Here is an 18,505-nt window from a genome sequence, read left to right as displayed (position 1 = left end):
TGTGTTGACTTCGTTTGAAGTCCTCACTTTTGTTCTTTTGTTGACGTTTTGTTGTTCAGTTTTCAAAGAGCAATTTTACTTTTTCGCTCGCAAGCGACTTTCTTATACTAACAAATTTAAGTGTTAAAGTCAACACTTTTTTAATTGTTTTTTCATTGCGTTTCAGCAACAGATATTAATATACCACCGTTACATTATTGTTGCAATACTTTTTTTACATAAATTTAATAAACTAATATTCTTATTATTCAGCAGAATTAGGAAAGCGCAAGCGTCGATGTTGACTTATCGTAGACGAGGCAAGGGAATCACTTCTAGTCGATAGGGTGCTGGCCGGCTAAATGCGCCACATCTTATGGCAACGCCGGCACTAGTACGTCCTGTACGTCGCAGCTAGACAGTAATCTAACTTCAGATACAATTTCTGATATTATTAAAAAAGAAACAAATTTATCCCCTCCATACAAGCTATTACAGTTTGAAGAAGAAATCTTCTCGGCTAAAATAAGAGAAATAAGAAATAACAAAAGAGGTCACCAAATTATTACACTTGGTAACCTCTCTAGTTATTTCTTATAAAATCCTTGTAGGATCCTTTAAATGCTTTAGGGTTTATAACCTCTATTATTTATTCTTCATAAGCGGGAACAATAATACATCTCTGATCGATGGAGAGTTCGTTAACAACATGACCAATCTGTCGATACCAATTCCCAGACCGCCAGTAGGGGGCATTCCGTATTCTAACGCTTCGACAAAGTCATCATCCATCATGTGCGCTTCATCGTTCCCTTGTTCTCTCTCTTTAATTTGCGCTTCAAAGCGCTGACGTTGATCAATAGGGTCATTTAATTCTGTAAAGGCGTTAGCATGCTCACGCGCAACAATAAATAACTCAAAACGATCTGTGAAACGTGGATCATCATCATTTTTCTTCGCAAGTGGAGAAATTTCAACAGGATGTCCATAAATAAAAGTAGGTTGAATCAAATGCTCCTCTACTTTTTGCTCAAAAAATTCATTCACAATATGACCGTAGAGCATATTATTGTTGATTTCAACATTATGTTCAGCAGCAAGCGCTCTTGCTTCTTCTATGCTTGTTTCCTTCCAGAAGTCTGCACCAGTATATTCCTTAATTGCATCGACCATATGGAGTCTTTTCCATTCAGGCTTTAAGTTAACTTCATACTCACCATATTGAACAGTTGTTGTACCAAGTACTTCTTGTGCAATATGTGCAATCAAATTTTCAGTTAAGTTCATAATATCCTGGTAATCTGCATAAGCTTCATACAACTCAATCATTGTAAATTCAGGATTATGTCTAGTAGAGACACCCTCATTTCGGAAGACTCGACCGATTTCATATACTTTTTCTAAGCCGCCCACAATTAATCGTTTCAAGTGAAGCTCAATAGCGATTCGCATGAATAGTGGAATATCCAAAGCATTATGATGGGTAATAAACGGACGAGCAGAAGCTCCTCCAGCAATAGAGTGCATCATAGGTGTTTCAACTTCCAAATAACCATGATCATCTAAGTAACGGCGCATTGATTGAATGATTCGACTACGAGCAATAAAGGTTTGTTTACTTTCATCACTCATTATTAAATCTAAATAACGCTGGCGATATCGTTGCTCAACATCTTTTAAACCATGAAATTTATCCGGTAGAGGACGAAGGGCTTTTGTTAAAAGCTCAAAATTTTGAACTTTAATTGAAAGCTCTCCAACCTTCGTTTTAAATAACGTACCGCTGATCCCAATAAGATCCCCTAAGTCTGCTGTATTAAATAATTCATACTGTACATCACCAACTGCATCTTTACGAACGTATATTTGAATTTGGCCAGTTAAATCCTGTACATGAGCAAAGCCTGCTTTACCTTTTCCACGTTTTGTCATAATACGACCAGCAATTGTAACAGAAACTGCTTTTTCCTCAATTTCTTCTTTTTCAAACTGACCAAACTCTTCTATTAAATTCGCCGCATGATGAGAGCGACTAAAACGTTTTCCAAATGGATCTAAACCCATTTCTCTTATTTGATTCATTTTTTCTCGTCTTACAAGTAATTGGTCATTTAATTCTTCCTGACTCACTGCAATCATCTCCAATATTTAAATCTTTATATATGACATTCAATAATAGAATCGTTTACTTCCTTGCATCCCTTTTTATTTTACACAAATAAGGAATAACACACATCAACTTTTTGAAATACTCTATTAGTTGTTTCCATAAAGTGACCTTCCGTTATGGTGATATTCTTTCATCCTTACTATAGTTTTGGAAAACAAATGACTTTTACGTCCTTTATATCCCCCACCCATCACTTCTTCCATTCTCTAAATCTTATAGGGGGAAAAATATGATAAAAACTGCCAGTTTGAAAAACTGGCAGTTTTTTGTACCAAAAGTATTATAGATAAAGAATATAATGATGTCAAACCTTACCCGACTTGAATTTGTTCCTTTTCTTTTTCTTCGGCTTCTAATACAAGTCCAGTCAATAGATTGACTAGATCAGCTCTTGTCACACATTCATTAATCGCATTTCTAGCCTTTCCATTTCCTCTAATCCCTTTTAAGTACCAAGCTGCATGCTTTCTCATTTCTCGAATAGCAATACTCTCATTTTTCAATTCGATAAGACGATCTAAATGAAGGATACATACATCTATTTTTTCTCTTACTGATGGCTCACCTATAAGCTCGCCTGTTTCGAGGTATTTTACGGTCCGATAGATCATCCAAGGGTTTCCAAGTGCTGCACGGCCAATCATGACCCCGTCACAGCCAGTTTCTTCTAACATTCTTTTCGCATCTTGAGGTGTTCCTACATCTCCGTTGCCGATGATCGGAATATTGACAGACTGTTTTACTTCTTTAATAATGCCCCAGTTCGCATGTCCTTCGTACATCTGCACTCTTGTTCTTCCGTGCAAAGAAACAGCCTGTCCACCTGCACGTTCAACTGCTCGTGCATTTTCTACCGCAAAAATATGGTCCTCATCCCATCCCATTCTCATTTTTACTGTAACAGGCTTTTGAACAGCATCAACAGTAGCTGCTACCATTTCATAAATTTTATTTGGATCAAGCAGCCACTTTGCTCCTGCATCACATTTTGTAATTTTAGGAACAGGGCAGCCCATATTAATGTCAATAATGTCAGCATTTGTGTTTTGATCAACAAATTTCGCTGCTTCGATAAGCGTTTCTTTTTCTCCTCCAAAAATTTGCAGGCTTAATGGCTTTTCACGTTCATCAATATAAAGCATATTCATTGTTTTTTCGTTTTTAAAGACGATCCCTTTGTCACTTACCATTTCTGCACAAACTAAACCAGCACCAAATTCTTTAACTGTTAAGCGAAATGCTGAATTGCATACACCTGCCATTGGTGCTAATACAACTCGATTTTTCATGACAATATCTCCAATTTGCAGCATTTAGATCCCTCCTATTTTCAAATTTTTATAGATAATCCGAGAACATTCATGACATAAGTTGTGAGAGGTTCAAGATTCGTTTTTATCCAATGGCGATAATTCTTCAATCGATATATTTAACTTTTCCGTAATTTGTTGAATAATTTCTTTCGAGGGGACTCGATTCCCTCTTTCAATTTCACCTATAATAGCAATCGATACTCCGAGTGCGTTAGCAAAGCTTTGCTGTGTATAACCTTTTAATTTTCGAAAAGCTCGAATACGTCTTCCCCATTTTTCTGCTTCCATATCCGTACTCCCTCTCTGTCAGGCAATTCTTCTAACAAAGTTTTTAAAGGGATATCCATCATTGGCAGCGTACTATCTAAATAGATTTCATACAGAGGAACGATAACAAAAGCTCTTTCACACATCCGAGGATGAGGAATAGTAAGCTCTTCTGATTTTATATTTTCTTGATTATACAAGAGAATGTCAAGATCAACTGTACGAGGACCCCAATGAATCTCCCTTTTTCTCCCAAGTGACTTTTCAATACTTTGGCAAGCATCTAATAATTCATAAGGAGATAAAGCTGTTGAAACGTGGATTACCATATTCAAAAACAAATCCTGATCTTCATATCCAACAGGATCGGTTTCATAAATAGATGAAACATTTACCAGTGTAATTTTGTCATTTTTATGAAGCTCAACAATTGCATCCGTTAACATTTGTTCACGATTCCCCATATTGGAACCTAAAGAAAGGTAAACATTATTCTCCATCTTTTCGACCTCTAGTTATTTCTACAGCCACTGATTGATAATGACCTGGAATGGGTGGGTCAGGCTTAATCACTTTTACTGTTGTACTTCTTACAGCTGTATACTGTTGTAGGATTGTTGCTGAAATCTTTTCCGCAACTGCTTCAATTAAATTAAGAGGCTTTCCCTCAACAATTTCCTTACAAACCTGAAAAAGCTCCCCGTAATTAATCGACTCTTCTAGGTTATCTTCTTTTCCCGCTTTTTGCAAATCAGCTTCTACCACTAAATCGATGATAAAACGCTGCCCAAGTCGGTTTTCCTCTGGAAAAACACCATGATACCCGTAAAACTCCATTTTATTTAATAGAATTCTATCCATTTAGAACTCCCTTCCCTATTAGTACATCCATCATTTTAGCCATTCGGCTCATCTCTTTTACATCATGGATACGGACCATCTGACACCCCTTCTGAATACCATAACAAACCGTAGCTCCCGTTCCCTCCATACGTTCACTTACAGGGAGATCAAGAGCCTGTCCGATCATAGATTTCCTTGAAGTACCAAGTAAGACAGGATAGCCAAGCTGAACAATGCTTTCTAATTCTCTCATCATCTCAATATTTTGTTGGAAATCCTTTGCAAATCCGATGCCAGGATCGAGGATAATCTGGTCATCCTCCACCCCTGCTTTTTTCACGTGAAATATACTTTCATATAAATCAGAGATCGCATCTCTTAAAAATGAGGAGTAGTTTCGATCTTGTCGATTATGCATTAAAATAATCGGAACCTTGTACTCAGCAGCAACATCGGCCATTTTTGGATCTGCTTTCGCTCCCCAGACATCATTAATGATATGCGCTCCTGCTTCTATTGCTTGTTTTGCTACTTCCGCCTTATAAGTATCAATAGAAATGGGCACATTTACTTCTCTTGAGATTGCTTTAACCACAGGAATGACTCTTTGTAATTCCTCGTCTAGGGAAACGGACAATGAACCTGGTCGTGTTGATTCCCCACCGATATCAATCACATCAGCCCCTTGCTCTACCATTTCAAGCGCATGCTGAACGGCCCTGTCCAAGTGATGAAATTTTCCTCCATCCGAAAAAGAATCAGGTGTCGCATTTAAAATCCCCATAATAACGGTTTTCTTTTCAAAATCTAACGTATATCTTCCACACTTCATGATCTGTCCGCGCACCTCTATATATCATTTCTCGTCCATAAAACTGAACGGTGTTTTCGAAACTCTTTATGCAAAGCTTGAACAACTTTCCCTTCTTTCCCAGGAAATTGATGCATGTCAACTTCCTTAAAAGGTACAATTTCTTGAATGGAATTTGTCACAAAAACTTCTTCTGCCTCATATAAAGGTTCCTTTTGATAAAAGCCTTCTGCCACTTCAAAGCCAACTTTCTTGGCCATTTTCAGAATGAATTGTCTCGTAATACCATTTAATATCCCCGTCTCAATCGCAGGAGTATAAAGAGTACCCTCTTTCACCCAAAAAAGATTCGATGTAATGCCTTCTGCCAAAAACCCTTCTTTTGTTAAAAATAGCCCTTCGTAATTAGGAGAAGGTCCTAATTCTTTTTTTGCTAATATATTGTTTAAAAAATGATGCGATTTTAGTCTTTCATTGCCTTCAGGTGTATTTCTAGTAATTTTTAATAACTTGGCCATTTTCTCTTGCATTTCACCCGCCTGCGGCAAAGACTTCGAAAAAATGATTAAAAAAGGATATTCATATCCAGTCGCTTGCAGCCCAACCTCTCCCGCTCCTGCTGAAACATTTAATCGAATATAGGCATTTAGTAATTGGTTCTTTTTCAAAAGTTCTTGTAGCAGGGAAAAAATTTGCAGCCTTTCATATGCTGCTTCGAATTGAAGAGCTTTCAAACCATGATTCAGCCTCTTAAGATGATCATCTAATAAAAAGGGATGTCCTTCATATATTCTAAATGTTTCAAACAACCCCAATCCGTATAAGAAGCCATGATCAAATGGGGATATAAGCGCTTTTTCTTGTTCTACAAACTCTCCATTAAGATAAATATACATCTTTTCATCCTTATCATTCATTCTTATCATGATAATAAGTTAGAAAATTTTTCAATAAGTCCTTACCGACTGTTGTCATAATGGATTCAGGATGAAACTGAACACCTTCAATCGGAAGCTCTTTATGACGAATCGCCATAATTTCTCCTTCTTCTGTCCATGCAGATACTTCTAAGCAATCAGGCAAGGTTTCTTTTTTAACAATAAGCGAATGGTATCTCGTTGCAGGAAAAGGATTGGGCAAGTTTTTAAAAATCGTTTTCTGATCGTGAAAAATGGATGAAGTTTTGCCATGCATGAGCCGTTCAGCTTGTACAACATCACCGCCAAAAACTTGTGCAATCGATTGATGGCCAAGACAAACACCAAAGATCGGTGTCGTTTTTGAAAAAGCATCAATCGCTCGCAAACTAATACCCGCCTCATTTGGACTACACGGTCCAGGTGAAATCATAAGCATTTTCGGATTTGCTGCAGAAATTTCTTCGATAGACGTTTCATTATTTCTTTTTATGACTAATTCCTCACCTAATTCTCCTAAATACTGAACAAGGTTGTAAGTAAACGAATCAAAATTATCGATCATATAAATCATGCGTTAGCTCCTTTGACTGTCTCAGCCATTTCTTTTGCTCGCCATAATGCGATCGCCTTTTTTATGGATTCTTTATATTCGTGCTTTGGATTTGAGTCAATGACAACACCGGCTCCTGACTGCACATATGCTTTACCTTCCTTCACAAGCATCGTACGAATAATAATATTAAGCTCAACGTCAAATGAAAAATCAATCCACCCTAAAGAACCTGTGTAGATGCCTCTTTTTACAGGCTCAAGTTCTTCAATAATTTCCATCGTTCTCACTTTAGGAGCACCTGTGATGGTACCTCCAGGAAAAGCAGCATCAATTAAATCAAAAGCATCTTTATTTTCTGCTATTTTTCCTCTTACATTTGATACAATATGCATAACATGTGAATATTTTTCAATAACCATGAATTCATTTACTTCAACCGTGCCATATTGACAAACTCTTCCTAAATCATTACGTTCCAAATCAACAAGCATTACATGCTCAGCTCGCTCTTTTTCATTTTCAATCAGTTCATTTGCTAACTGTAAGTCTTCTTCATCATTCTTTCCTCGTGATCTAGTACCTGCAATAGGTCGTGTACTTACTTCTGAGCCTTTCTTTTTCACAAGAAGCTCTGGTGAACCACAAACAAGCTGGAATTCTTTTGTATGGAAAAAACTCATATAAGGCGAAGGATTTAATCGTCGCAGCTGATCATATACATCTATTGCCGGGATATGGATAGGTCTTGATTGTCTAACTGATAAATTAATTTGAAATACGTCCCCTTGAGAGATATAATGCTGAATTTTTCTAACAGCTTCCTGGAATTCTTGGTCATTCATTGAATACTCAAGTTTATCGCTGCTTGATTTGATTCCGACTGTACCAACTTGATCCGGCTTTTCTTTCCAGTTACTTTCCCATTCTGACGCTCTGTCTTTCACTTTCTCTTTCTCGCTATCCTCATAAAGGAATAGAAGCCACAATTGGTCTTTTTCATGATCATAGATGAACCACTCTTTAAAGATGAAAAAATAAGCATCCGGTGTTTGTAAATCATCTTCCGCAAGCTGGGGCAATTTTTCAATGTATTGATTATAATCATAGCTTAGAAAACCAATCGCTCCTCCTTGAAAATCAGGAAGATCATCACGCTTTTCTATTTGATAGCTTTGCATCCACTTTTTTAAAAGATGGAGCGGATTTCCTTCAAGATATTGACTCTTTTCTTCTTCTACAATTTCAAGGCGATGATTTTTCCCAATAAACTTTGCGATGGGATCAAAAGCAGCAATGCTATATCTTCCTCCTCGCCCACTTTCCAATAAAACATGATCTTCCTTGTCTTTGGAAAGATGTCGATACTGTCTATAAAACTCCTCATATGTATAAGGAATATGGATATCATGTATTTTAAGCTTGTTCAAACAAACTTCACTCCTAAACGATTTTCTCTCCTATTTTTCCTTTATCAAAAACGAAGAGCTACTAAATATTAAAATAGTTGAAAAAGAAGAAAAGCGCAAGCGCCGCTTCTATCTTAGAAAAAAATAAAAGAGCAACAGTCACAAGACCATTGCCCTTATTAAGGGTATATCCCCTATTAATTATTAATTAATCTTCAAATTGGTATAATGGAGTACTTAAATAGCGTTCTCCGTTATCAGGAAGGATTGCTAAAACTTTCTTTCCCTTTCCTAACTCTTTTGCAACTTTAAAGGCAGCAAAAATGGCAGCACCTGCAGAAATTCCTCCAAGTACACCTTCTTCTCTTGCAGCACGTCTTGCATATTCGAAAGCCTCATCAGTTGAAACTTTAACAACATCATCGTAAACCTCTGTATTCAATACAGATGGAACAAATCCAGCACCAATTCCTTGAATTTTATGAGGGCCTGGTTTTCCGCCTGATAATACAGGTGAATCTGCAGGTTCTACTGCATATACTTTAATGTTTTCAAATGTTTCTTTCAGCACTTCGCCAACACCAGTAATTGTACCACCAGTACCAATTCCTGCGACAAAAGCATCTAACTGATCTCCAACTTGTTGGATAATTTCTTTTGCAGTAGTTCTTCTATGAACCTCAGGATTTGCTAAATTTTTAAATTGCTGAGGGATAAAATATCCGTGTTCTTTAGCAAGAGCTTCTGCTTTACGGATCGCCCCACCCATGCCTTCAGGACCTGGAGTTAATACTAATTCAGCTCCATAGGCACGAAGCAAATTACGACGCTCTAAGCTCATTGTTTCAGGCATTGTAAGAATAGCTCTATATCCTTTAGCAGCGGCAATCATTGCAAGTCCGATACCTGTATTACCACTAGTAGGCTCAACTAATGTATCACCAGGTTTTAATTGACCAGATTCCTCTGCTGCTTCGATCATAGCAAGTGCAATTCGGTCTTTTACACTACTACCTGGATTTGTATATTCTAATTTCACATACACATCTGCGCTATTTTCATCACCTAAACGACTAAGTTTTACAATCGGAGTACTACCTACTAATTCTGTAATTGAATTTGCTACACGTACCATTTCTCTTCCACCCCTAATTCCCGAGTAATTATATTGGTTTTATTCAAATTTATCAATGATCGTGCCTCTTGTCAATGAATTAGTGATCAAATTGACATAAAAAATTTTCAATCTTAATGCTTTTTTCGCAGGTTAAAATACCTAGTCTAAAAAATTCATGAAGCCCCATACGATTATCTACTCTATTTATCTTTACCATAAAACCACTCCACATCAGATTCTTTCCAAAGAGATTCTGCGGAAGCGGGTGCATCCATTTGTTCGAGAGCCATTTGTCTGCGAATTTGTTTCTTTACTTCTTTATAGGAATAGTTCTTACCTTTAATCTTATCATGTAGCAAAACAATCACGAAATCTGTATCTTTTTGTATTGGTTCACTCCATGTTCCTGGCTTTAATTTTTTTACTTGTTCGATGAAAGATGGAGAAAAACGTCCGTCCTCTGTATTGATATAGCCAACATCCCCACCTTGCTCGGCAGAAAATTTGTCGATCGATCGCTCCATTGCTAACACTGAAAAATTTGATCCATTTTTCAATTCCTTTAGCGTTTGATCGGCCTCTTCCTTCGTTTTAGAAACAATTTGTGATACATGGTAGGAATCAGGGATATGGTATAGACGAATATTTTCATCGTAATATTTTTTCATTTCACGTTCATCAAAATGAACATCTCTTGTAAGCAATTCCTCAAGCATTAAATTATACTTGATTTGCCTCTTCCAATTTACTTCACCGGAAAAAGCGTCCACTCCATCCGATCCATACATGGTTTTTACCATCAGGAGTTCTCGAGTAATTTCTTGATCGGATATTTTTACTTTATATTTATCAGCCATCTCATCAATCACTTTTTCATTCACTAGCTGCTTTAATGTTTCCTTCCCGTACTTCCCTTCCATTTCTTCCAACCAATCCTGCCTCGTTACTGTTTTTTTCCCGACAGTAGCGACAGTTTCATTATTGCCTTCATTTAAGCTTGGCCAAGTAAGAAAAAGGATAATCGTCAAAACATTTAAAAGAACCAAACCAGCTATGATCATGAGTAAATGATTTTTCTTCAGCATTTCAACCCGCATTTTACGCACTTGCTTCTTGCTTAAAGCTTTCTAGCTCTTCTTTTGAATAATGATACTTTTCATGACAAAAATGACATTGAGCCTCCGCTTCTCCATCCTGCTCGATCATATCCTTGATTTCTTGTTTCCCTAAACTAATGATGGCATTGGCAAAACGTTCTTTGGAGCACGTACATGTAAAGGAAACTGGAAGTTTTTCTAGAAACTGAACCTCATCTTTTCCGAATATTTCTTCTAAAAGCTCTTCAGGAGAAAGCCCTTTTTGGATAAGTTTCGATACAGGAGGAATTTCTGATAACCTTTTTTCAAGCATCGAAATAACCTCTTCATCGGCACCTGGAAGAAGCTGCAAAATAAAGCCGCCAGCCGCTAGAATGGAATTGTCAGGATTTACAAGAACACCTACTCCTACAGAAGAAGGAACTTGTTCAGAGGTAACTAAATAGTAAGTGAAATCTTCTCCTAGCTCGCCAGACACGATCGGTACCTGACCTGTAAAATAGTCCTTCATACCAATATCTTTTACAACGGTAATCATCCCAGTGGTTCCAACAGCTTTTCTCACATCTAGCTTTCCTTGCTCATTTAAATCAAAATGAGTTTGTGGATTTGTTACATATCCACGAACTTCACCTTTCGCATTGCTATCAACTAAGATAGGACCAATGGGGCCGCCTCCTTCAACCTTAATAGTTAAATTTTGCTCACCCTTCATCATAGCTCCCATCATGACTCCAGCTGTCATAGTTCTACCTAACGCAGCAGAAGCAGTCGGCCATGTGTAATGTCTTCTCTGCGCTTCTCCTACCGTATCAGTACTACGAACCGCGTAAGCCCGAACCTTTCCGTCACATGCTAAAGCCTTGACTAAATAATCACTCATGTTAAAGTACCCCTTTCCATTACGCCTTTTTAATCGTCTCCATATTTCTTTTATAAATGAGCTTTAAGCCCTTTAATGTCAGAAAAGGATCAACGATCTCAATCATAGAAGTTTCTTCAGCAATTAGATTCGCTAAGCCACCTGTTGCGATTACTCTTGGTTCCTTTTTACTTTGTTCCTTTATTCTCGTCACGATACCTTCCACTTGACCTACATATCCATATAATATCCCTGCTTGCATAGCAGCAACCGTATTTTTCCCTACCACACCATCTGGCCGTGCAATTTCAATTCTTGGTAATTTTGCTGCTCTTGAATACAGCGCTTCTGTAGATATTCCTATACCAGGCGCAATGGCCCCACCCATGTATTGCTTATGTTCATCTACATAGCAATATGTGGTGGCCGTTCCAAAATCAACAATAATCAGCGGACTCCCATACTCATGAATGGCTGCCACTGCATTTACAATTCGATCTGCCCCAACCTCTCTTGGGTTTTCATATTTAATATTTAATCCTGTTTTTACCCCTGGTCCTACAATAAGAGGTTTGATGTGAAAATACTTATGGCACATTCTCTCTAAGGAAAACATAATAGGAGGGACAACAGAGGAAATAATAATTCCATCAATATGTGCAAAGCTTAATTGAACATTTTCGAACAATACTTTTATGATCATTCCATATTCATCTTCTGTTTTATGTCGATCTGTTTCAATTCTCCAATGATATTTCAATTCTTCACCATCATAAACACCTAAGACAATATTCGTATTTCCAACATCAAAGACAAAAATCATTGTTTTCACCACTTTATATAAAATTCAATAGGAAACATGTTAAACAACGCTGAAAACATCATATCATATATCTAGCCCAATAAGAAAAAAAGAGACACTCTGTAAAGAGTATCTCCATATTAAATACATACATTAATCAATTGTTTTTTTTGGAGTCAAATCTGATGGAGGCTCACTTACATCTTTTTTGGCTTCCACAGCTTCTTTTTCATCCTTTTTAATGTTGATATTCACTTTCACATCTTCAGATTTATCAGGTGCTGGTCGATCTGGAAGCTTGCCGTGATCGATCAAATGCTTAATTTGCTCTGCATCAAGTGTTTCCACTTCTAGCAATGTATTCGCAATTAAGTCAAGCTTATCACGATTCTCAGTTAAAAGTGTTTTTGCTTTTGCATAACACTCTTTAATGATTCTTTGAATTTCTAGATCAATTTCATAAGCAATTGCATCTGAATAGTTTTGATCGTTATTCAAGTCTCTTCCTAAGAACACTTGACCTTGTGTTTGACCAAATTGCAACGGACCAAGCTTATCGCTCATCCCAAATTCTGTTACCATTCTTCGGGCAATTCCAGTCGCTCTTTGGAAATCATTATGGGCTCCTGTACTAACTTCACCAAACACAATTTCTTCTGCTACACGTCCACCTAATAGTCCAACAATTTTATCAAGCAATTCTGGCTTAGTCATGAAGTAACGATCTTCTTTTGGAAGCATGACCGCATATCCACCAGCTTGGCCACGAGGTACGATGGTTACCTTGTGAACCATTTCTGCCTCTTCAAGAACAACACCAATGACCGTATGTCCAGCTTCATGGAATGCAACAATCTTTCTTTCCTTTTGTGAAATAACTCGACTTTTCTTAGCTGGACCCGCAATCACTCGATCTGTGGCTTCGTCAATATCTGTCATATCGACTTTCTTTTTATTTTGACGAGCTGCAACAAGTGCTGCTTCATTCAAAAGATTTTCTAAATCAGCGCCCGAGAAGCCTGGCGTACGCATGGCAATGCTTTTTAAATTGACAGATTCAGCTAAAGGTTTATTACGCGCATGAACCTTTAGAACTGCTTCCCTTCCTTTTACATCCGGTCGATCTACGGTAATTTGTCTGTCAAAACGGCCAGGACGTAAAAGAGCAGGATCTAAAATGTCAGGTCGGTTGGTTGCTGCAATAATGATAATTCCTTCATTTGCACCAAAGCCATCCATTTCAACGAGTAATTGGTTTAATGTTTGCTCGCGCTCATCATGTCCTCCACCTAAACCAGCACCACGCTGGCGACCAACTGCGTCAATCTCATCAATAAAGATGATACAAGGTGAATTTTTCTTCGCTGTTTCAAAGAGGTCACGAACACGTGATGCACCGACACCGACAAACATTTCTACGAAATCAGATCCACTTATGGAGAAGAACGGAACTCCAGCTTCCCCTGCAACCGCTCTTGCAAGCAAGGTTTTCCCTGTTCCAGGTGGTCCAACAAGCAAGACACCTTTTGGAATTCTCGCTCCAAGCTCAGAGAATTTTCTAGGGTCCTTTAAGAACTCAACTACTTCTACAAGCTCTTGCTTCTCCTCATCAGCACCAGCAACATCTTTAAATCGAACTTTTTTCTTATCTTCATTGTAAAGCTTTGCTTTGCTTTTCCCAAAGTTCATGACTCTGCTACCGCCGCCTTGAGCTTGGTTTAGCAAGAAGAAGAACAAGATAAAAATAATAACGAATGGGATAATGGAAGTGAAGAAGGTTACCCAGCCGCTTGTTTCTTTTTCAGGTAATATTTCAACCTTTGCATCTTGAGCAGCTTGTTCAATACGATCAACAGAATTACCAAAAACGTAGGTTAAAAAGTACTTATTCTCATCGTACCCTTTCAGTTGACCTCTTACCTCAACTACACCACGTTCTGGCTTCAAAGAGATGGATTTTACATCCCCTTGTTCCAAACTGTCAACAAACTGACTGTAAGATATATGATCTGTAGGCTCATTGTTGCCATTAAAGAAGCTAACAACGCCGATAATAACTAAAAAGATTAATAAATAAAAGATGGTATTACGGAAGATCCGATTCATCCCTTACCTCCTCCCACGATAAACAAACTATAACGTATAGTATCATAGAAAATTATGCAAATTCAAGGAATAAGGCTCTAAAATAACAAGCAATTCCTTAAGCATTCATGCCTATTTCATCATTAGATGCCATTCTTAATTTGAGTATACTTCAGGTTTCAAAATACCAATATAAGGTAAGTTTCGATATTTTTCAGCATAGTCTAACCCATATCCTACTACAAAAGCATCTGGAACAACAAATCCAACATAATCAGCTTGAATGTCAGCTTTTCGACCTGTAGGTTTGTCAAGCAGTGTCACAATCTTAATAGATTTTGCTTTACGGTAACGGAATAGATCCACTAAATAACTTAAGGTTAAACCGCTATCAATAATATCCTCTATTATAAGTATGTCCCTGCCTTCAACAGAAGTATTTAAATCTTTAATAATTTTCACTTCTCCAGAAGAAACAGTCGAGTTTCCATAGCTGGATACATCCATAAAATCCATTTCAAGGAAAGTATCTACTCGTTTTAATAGATCTGACATAAATGGCATTGCGCCTTTTAATATGCCGATGGCCAAAGGAAATCGATCTTGATATTCCTCTGTCAGATGAGACGCTATCTCATTAATTTTTCCTTGAATTTCTTCCTCCGATATCAATATCTTTTGAATATCTTGCTTCATGTACAGTGTGCCCCCTAGAAGATCATTGCCTTTTATATATTAATTGTATATAGCTTGTTTCCAAAGAAGAGGTTAATCCCTCATTCGACTTCTTAAGTTCTGGTACCCACAAAATCCGATCCTTGCAATCCGTTACAATCGGCCAGCTTTCCCTCTCCTGCAACGGTATTTTATGATCGATAAAAATATCCTTTATCTTTTTTGTTCCTGACATTCCCTTTAAACTCATCCTGTCGCCCGTTTTCCTTGATCGTACAATAATAGGAAAACAGATTTCATGACGATTTAACAAAAGACTCTCATTCGTTTGAACTCCTGTCTTATCTTGTACGTACTTAAATGTAATGCTTGCACCATTCGGCAGCAAGATTTCACCAGGTTCGTACAATTCAAAAGAGAACGGTTGTATTTCCCTCTGATAAAATCGAAAATGACACTCTCGATAGGAACGAATAAAGTTCAACCCATTTGGAAAATCCAGTAATCCCGAAGGACGAGAGCTGTTTATCATTTTGAAAATACTATCAATATGTAAAGCAGATAAAGAAACGTGAGCATCCTTATAAAGATAGTTTAATATTAGTTGAATCCCTCTTCTTTGTAAAGGCATTGGCATTACCTGAAAAGCATCTAGGTCAATCGTTATTTCTGAATCCTCTTTCTGTTTCATTACTTTATTCATTTCTTGAGCAGCTAATTCCATTAAATAAGCTTCATCCTGCTCAATTTCTTCACTAAATCGCTGAAAATGCTCATGAATTTGGTTATTTTCTTTTTTTAAAAACGGAATGACATACTTACGAAAGCGATTTCGACTATAGGCATCCTTCTCATTACTCGGATCTCTTCTCGGGTCTAAATGATGGTCTGCACAGTATTTTTCAATTTCATCTTTTGTCAAACATAAAAAAGGACGAATAAGCTTTCCTTGGCTAAATGGTCTGATAAATGGAATTCCAGCTCTAGCTTTCCCTGTACTGCCTCTTGTTAATCTCATTAAGATGGTTTCTACTTGATCATCTCCGTGATGACCCAAAACAAGAAAATCAAGCCTACGTGTTTCAAGAACTTCCTTAAAAAATTGATATCTACATACCCGAGCTGCTACTTGTGAGTTCTCTCCTGATTGTTTTATGTATTCGGGAACGTTGATTTGTTTAAAAGCAAAGGATATGTTTCTATTTTCACAAAACTGCTGAACAAATCTTGCTTCATTCAAAGACTCCTCCCCTCTAAACATATGATCGACATGTGCAGCTACAATCTGCAAATTCCATTTTTCCTTCTTAGTCCAAAGAAAATGAAGAAGAGCAAGCGAATCAGGTCCTCCAGAAACTCCAATCAAAAGACGGCTGTTCTGAAGTGTGTAGCCACTCTTTTTTAAAAAAGCTTCTACTTTACTTTCCAACATACTGATCTTCCTAACTAATCTGAATATAGCACTATAAAAACATAGGCTATTATGATAAGAATATCATTGTTGCATATATAATCCAAAGTACAAGCCAACGAAAATTGTTTTCGTTAAATGGCAAATTATCTTAGTATATACGATTGACCCTTCAAAAAGTTTCAAATTTTCTTGATAGATAGAAAAAATTTTAGGATCCATTTGTCATTGTAACAACAGATAAAGCACATAAAACATAAACACAATGAAACAAATAAAAAGGGTTTCTATTACCCCTCCTTTTTTTTTCATTTTTCTACGATTTTGCCGGCTTAATGATGGATGATTCTGCTTAGGGCTTTGCTTAGAAGATTGGTTTCGAGATTGTCTGTTTGCACTATCTTGACCCATAAGTTCTAACAGTTCACTCCTCATTTCCTTTGCAGTCCCATATCTTCCTTGCAGCGCTGATAGTAAGACTTTTTCATACTGCTGTAATTCGTTTATTTGGCGAATCATCTTGGTTAATTGAATGATTCCACCTTCTTTTTTTTCAAAACGATTAGGATATGCTAAGTTAATCAAGATCATCGCGACAGCAAATAAATCATAGCCTGGATCCGCTCTTCTCATCCCAAGCCCCCAGTATCCTCTGTCAAAAAATTCAGTGAATTCCTTTATGGTTCTCCCTTTCATGGTTGTACCCCCTACATCAATGCAGCGAATCCTAGTAGGTTGGCTTGTAATGATAAGATTGTCGGGCTTTAAGTCTCCAAACACCCAGCCATTTTGGTGTAAGATATCCAAATCCTTTAGCAACTGGATAATAAGCACCCCAGTCCAAGAGTGGCCTTTTTGCTTAATAAAAGATAGCAAGTCCATTCCCTTAATATATTCCATAACATAAAACGAAATAATCCCCGATCTCGTTATCCAATCATCTACATCGATAAGAGAAGGCCCGAGGGCATACCCGTGGACCTTCTCAAATGATTTTAATACATTTACTTCCGAAGTGATGGATATTCCATTATGACTCATTTTAAGCGCAACTTGCTTATTTAAATATTGTGCTAAATAAACCGTACCATTCGCCCCATACCCCAACTCTTTAATGATGGTATATTTTTGTTTATGCCATTTGCCCTCTATAACAGTTCCTGCGTTTACTCTACATCGATTCTTCAATGTATGGTTGATCATCTTGAGTAAAAAATCTCCTTAATGAACGTTTTTTATTGAAGGTTACGAATGCTTCACGAATAGCCGGACCTGTAGGGGTAGTGCCGCCTGTTGTTAATTTTGAAAAAATACTTGTTAACGATTCAAGCTTAGGTGTCCAATCTAGCAACCTTTCGACATCATTCTTTTTCCCGGGAAATACAAACAATGAAAATTTGTTTTCACCAGAGCGAGAGTTTAAACTTAAAGATAAATCTAACAGGGCTTCTTTTACCGTTGGGAGCTTATGCTTCATACTTGCACTTGTATCAACAAGAATTAAGACCTCCAGCTCCACCCTTTCTCCTAGTTCATCTACAACCTCCATTACTTCTCCTCTTTTTTCTGGGGAAAGATCTTCAATCGTACTAGCTCCACCCAATATTTGTTGCAGCTCTTTATTTACGACACCTTGAAGGGTCTGAGTCATCGCTTTTCTCGTAACCATTTGCACGGTTTGAGACAGCTGTTTGGCATACACCACCTGGCTGACCCCTCCACCCGACATTGCAATGGCTTCAATTTCTTTTATTCCATTTTCATCTATCACATCATGATCCATAACTCCTATAACATTTACAGTAATCCCTTGCTCACGAGCAAGAGCGGCCATCGCAACAGGATCATCTCCTTGATTTGAGCATCCATCCGTTATCAGTAAAATTTGCTTTAATCTTCCTGTACTCATATATACCCTCCTCAAACGAATTAATACCATTCTCGACCTCAAGGAAAGGATTTATACATAGAAAAGCGGCCGATTAAGAACGCCACGTCCTGTGGCAACATCGGCACTAGTACATCCTGTACGTCGGAAGCGCCTTGCTCATGTTAAAGGTAATTATAAAATAGTTGGTTGTTGATAATTATGAACATTATGAATCGACGTCCAGCTCCAGCGCCTATCGACTATCAAACTTCAGGCCTCCTCCCTACGATAAGTCAACATCGATTCGCTGTCGCTCATCGTGTA

General features: G+C 37.5%; 18 protein-coding genes. All 18 read right to left on the bottom strand.

What is annotated here, in order from left to right:
• Nucleotides 1-624: 624 nt before the first annotated feature.
• A complete protein-coding gene (gene lysS, locus FDO66_RS18845; protein ID WP_181444653.1) occupies nucleotides 625-2,118 on the bottom strand; it encodes a lysine--tRNA ligase in 1,494 nt (497 codons plus the stop codon).
• A 342-nt stretch (nucleotides 2,119-2,460) separates the two neighbouring features.
• Nucleotides 2,461-3,462, bottom strand: a complete 1,002-nt coding sequence (gene dusB / locus FDO66_RS18840) for a tRNA dihydrouridine synthase DusB (protein WP_141434207.1) — start codon at nucleotides 3,460-3,462, stop codon at nucleotides 2,461-2,463.
• Between the two features lie 69 nt (nucleotides 3,463-3,531).
• On the bottom strand, nucleotides 3,532-3,750 hold the full coding sequence (locus tag FDO66_RS18835; protein WP_141434206.1) for a helix-turn-helix domain-containing protein: 219 nt from the start codon (nucleotides 3,748-3,750) through the stop codon (nucleotides 3,532-3,534).
• Entirely contained in the window at nucleotides 3,702-4,229 is a 528-nt protein-coding gene (folK, locus tag FDO66_RS18830; RefSeq protein ID WP_141434205.1) for a 2-amino-4-hydroxy-6-hydroxymethyldihydropteridine diphosphokinase, read from the bottom strand. Before folK ends, FDO66_RS18835 begins: the two co-directional genes overlap by 49 nt.
• Nucleotides 4,219-4,590: a dihydroneopterin aldolase gene (folB, locus tag FDO66_RS18825; protein WP_141434204.1), complete on the bottom strand. Its 372-nt coding sequence runs from the start codon at nucleotides 4,588-4,590 to the stop codon at nucleotides 4,219-4,221. Before folB ends, folK begins: the two co-directional genes overlap by 11 nt.
• Nucleotides 4,583-5,404, bottom strand: a complete 822-nt coding sequence (folP, locus tag FDO66_RS18820; RefSeq protein ID WP_141434203.1) for a dihydropteroate synthase — start codon at nucleotides 5,402-5,404, stop codon at nucleotides 4,583-4,585. The genes folB and folP overlap by 8 nt, the downstream gene beginning before the upstream one ends.
• 17 nt (nucleotides 5,405-5,421) lie before the next feature.
• Complete coding sequence (gene pabC / locus FDO66_RS18815; protein WP_141434202.1) at nucleotides 5,422-6,279, bottom strand: aminodeoxychorismate lyase; 858 nt, start codon at nucleotides 6,277-6,279, stop codon at nucleotides 5,422-5,424.
• A gap of 13 nt (nucleotides 6,280-6,292) precedes the next feature.
• Entirely contained in the window at nucleotides 6,293-6,874 is a 582-nt protein-coding gene (gene pabA, locus FDO66_RS18810; protein ID WP_141434201.1) for an aminodeoxychorismate/anthranilate synthase component II, read from the bottom strand.
• A complete protein-coding gene (locus FDO66_RS18805) occupies nucleotides 6,871-8,283 on the bottom strand; it encodes an anthranilate synthase component I family protein (RefSeq protein ID WP_141434200.1) in 1,413 nt (470 codons plus the stop codon). Before FDO66_RS18805 ends, pabA begins: the two co-directional genes overlap by 4 nt.
• A gap of 187 nt (nucleotides 8,284-8,470) precedes the next feature.
• Nucleotides 8,471-9,397 carry a cysteine synthase A gene (gene cysK, locus FDO66_RS18800; protein WP_141434199.1) on the bottom strand — a complete coding sequence of 309 codons (927 nt, stop codon included), beginning with the start codon at nucleotides 9,395-9,397 and terminating at the stop codon, nucleotides 8,471-8,473.
• 182 nt (nucleotides 9,398-9,579) lie between these two features.
• Entirely contained in the window at nucleotides 9,580-10,476 is an 897-nt protein-coding gene (locus FDO66_RS18795) for a peptidyl-prolyl cis-trans isomerase (RefSeq protein WP_258535790.1), read from the bottom strand.
• A 1-nt stretch (nucleotide 10,477) separates the two neighbouring features.
• Entirely contained in the window at nucleotides 10,478-11,359 is an 882-nt protein-coding gene (gene hslO, locus FDO66_RS18790; RefSeq protein WP_141434198.1) for an Hsp33 family molecular chaperone HslO, read from the bottom strand.
• A 19-nt stretch (nucleotides 11,360-11,378) separates the two neighbouring features.
• Nucleotides 11,379-12,161, bottom strand: a complete 783-nt coding sequence (locus tag FDO66_RS18785) for a type III pantothenate kinase (RefSeq protein WP_141434197.1) — start codon at nucleotides 12,159-12,161, stop codon at nucleotides 11,379-11,381.
• 132 nt (nucleotides 12,162-12,293) lie between these two features.
• Complete coding sequence (gene ftsH / locus FDO66_RS18780) at nucleotides 12,294-14,246, bottom strand: ATP-dependent zinc metalloprotease FtsH (protein ID WP_141434196.1); 1,953 nt, start codon at nucleotides 14,244-14,246, stop codon at nucleotides 12,294-12,296.
• A 135-nt stretch (nucleotides 14,247-14,381) separates the two neighbouring features.
• A complete protein-coding gene (hpt, locus tag FDO66_RS18775; RefSeq protein ID WP_141434195.1) occupies nucleotides 14,382-14,921 on the bottom strand; it encodes a hypoxanthine phosphoribosyltransferase in 540 nt (179 codons plus the stop codon).
• Between the two features lie 22 nt (nucleotides 14,922-14,943).
• Nucleotides 14,944-16,332 (bottom strand): tRNA lysidine(34) synthetase TilS, encoded by a 1,389-nt coding sequence (tilS, locus tag FDO66_RS18770; RefSeq protein ID WP_141434194.1) that lies wholly within the window; start codon nucleotides 16,330-16,332, stop codon nucleotides 14,944-14,946.
• Between the two features lie 204 nt (nucleotides 16,333-16,536).
• On the bottom strand, nucleotides 16,537-17,514 hold the full coding sequence (locus FDO66_RS18765; protein WP_141434193.1) for a serine/threonine protein kinase: 978 nt from the start codon (nucleotides 17,512-17,514) through the stop codon (nucleotides 16,537-16,539).
• Complete coding sequence (locus tag FDO66_RS18760; RefSeq protein ID WP_141434192.1) at nucleotides 17,483-18,220, bottom strand: VWA domain-containing protein; 738 nt, start codon at nucleotides 18,218-18,220, stop codon at nucleotides 17,483-17,485. The genes FDO66_RS18765 and FDO66_RS18760 overlap by 32 nt, the downstream gene beginning before the upstream one ends.
• Nucleotides 18,221-18,505 lie beyond the last annotated feature (285 nt).

This window comes from Bacillus sp. 03113, assembly GCF_006546985.1.
Classification (GTDB): Bacteria; Bacillota; Bacilli; order Bacillales; family Cytobacillaceae; genus VATK01.
This window is presented reverse-complemented; position numbering and strand designations above follow the sequence as displayed.